The 1288-nt window shown below is 61.8% G+C and carries 3 protein-coding genes; all 3 read left to right on the forward strand.

The genetic code is table 11. The features are described from left to right. Positions 1-395 (forward strand): hypothetical protein (locus M1L53_RS34755; protein WP_261949531.1); only part of this gene is annotated, 395 nt, incomplete at its 5' end. Further along, a complete protein-coding gene (locus tag M1L53_RS34760; protein WP_261949466.1) occupies positions 396-758 on the forward strand; it encodes a hypothetical protein in 363 nt (120 codons plus the stop codon). It abuts the gene before it with no gap. Next, the gene (locus M1L53_RS34765; protein WP_261949467.1) at positions 758-1138 is read left to right on the forward strand and encodes a hypothetical protein; all 381 of its coding nucleotides are present in this window, start codon (positions 758-760) and stop codon (positions 1136-1138) included. Before M1L53_RS34760 ends, M1L53_RS34765 begins: the two co-directional genes overlap by 1 nt. Positions 1139-1288 lie beyond the last annotated feature (150 nt).

Consider the following 1288-nt stretch of genomic DNA (forward strand, 5'->3'; position numbering starts at 1 on the left):
GAGCGGGAACTCCTGGAGAGTTTGCTCGGCATCAGAAGTTCCGGTGCGGTCTCGATGACTGCCAGGGGGTTGTGATGTGGCGTAACGGTGAGACGGTGACCGTCCTACGGGTCGGCCCACGTGACCGGTACGGAGATGGCGGTTTCGATGTCAGTCACACGATCTCGAATGTCGTGATCAAGTGGACTGACGTCGACGAGCTGGAAGATCAGCGTGAGGCGTCCGTTTCGGATGTGACGCTGTTCTGCCCCTTCGGTGCCGACGTTCTCGCCTCCGACCGCATCCAATTGCCCGATGGCGACGAATATTTCGTCAACGGCAAGCCTGCACGTCCGACGTCACCTTTCAGTGGCCGCAAGCCTTACGTGGCCGTGAAGCTGAGGGCGGTGGTCTGAATGGCCGCCAATGACGGATGGGACTACAGGCAGGACAGTTCGGAGGCGACTGGCGTCGGCAAGTACCTCGTCAGCAGCACTGTCCGATCACTGATGGTCGAGCACGCCGAGATCGCCGTCGCTCTCTATCGCGACCGCGTGAAGAAGCGGACCGGCGCCAATGCTCGCGATGTCCGCATTCACACCGAGTTGTCCACCGGCACGCGCAGTGGTCGCACGACAACCCGATGGGTTGCCTATGTCACGGCATATTCGCCGCACGCTCTCGCCCGCGAGTTCGGCAGCTTCCGCAGGCGCGGCAGGGGATTCGCCGGCGAGCACGTCCTGCGTGACGTTGCCCGAGATCTGGAAACGGGGTTCTGATGACGGGACTCTTCCCTGATGCCGAAGCGGTGATGTGTGACCTGCTCACGCCTCTCGCGCCGACTGCAACCTTCCTCTCGGAAGGTTGGGGCGACACGCTTCCGGTTATTCAGGTGAACCGCGTCGGCGGCGGAGCGGATTCGATCACGGACATCGCCCGATTGCAGGTGGCGGTGTTCGCTGACACTCGCGCTGCGGCGTGGCAGTTGGCGAATCAAGTCCGCCAGACCGTCCTCGCATCCGGAAACGTCAGAGTCAACGGCGTTCTCATTGACAGCGCTTCGGAATCAACTGCCGGTCAGCAAATTCCGGACATCGACCCGGACGACAAACGGGTCATATCGACCTATCAACTCGCGTTCCGGCGCCACTTCGCCTGAACGCAGCACCTCATAACCGCTCCAGGTGGGCGGTGCTTCGACATGCCCACATGAAATGGAGATACCCATGGCAACGTTCGACACACTTGCAGATTTCAAGGACGAGTTGGTCCGGAAGGTCCTCGCCGGCGCCGCACTGACGGCCCCGAC

This window comes from Rhodococcus sp. T9N, from assembly GCF_024436645.1.
GTDB classification, from domain to species: domain Bacteria; phylum Actinomycetota; class Actinomycetes; order Mycobacteriales; family Mycobacteriaceae; genus Rhodococcus_F; species Rhodococcus_F qingshengii.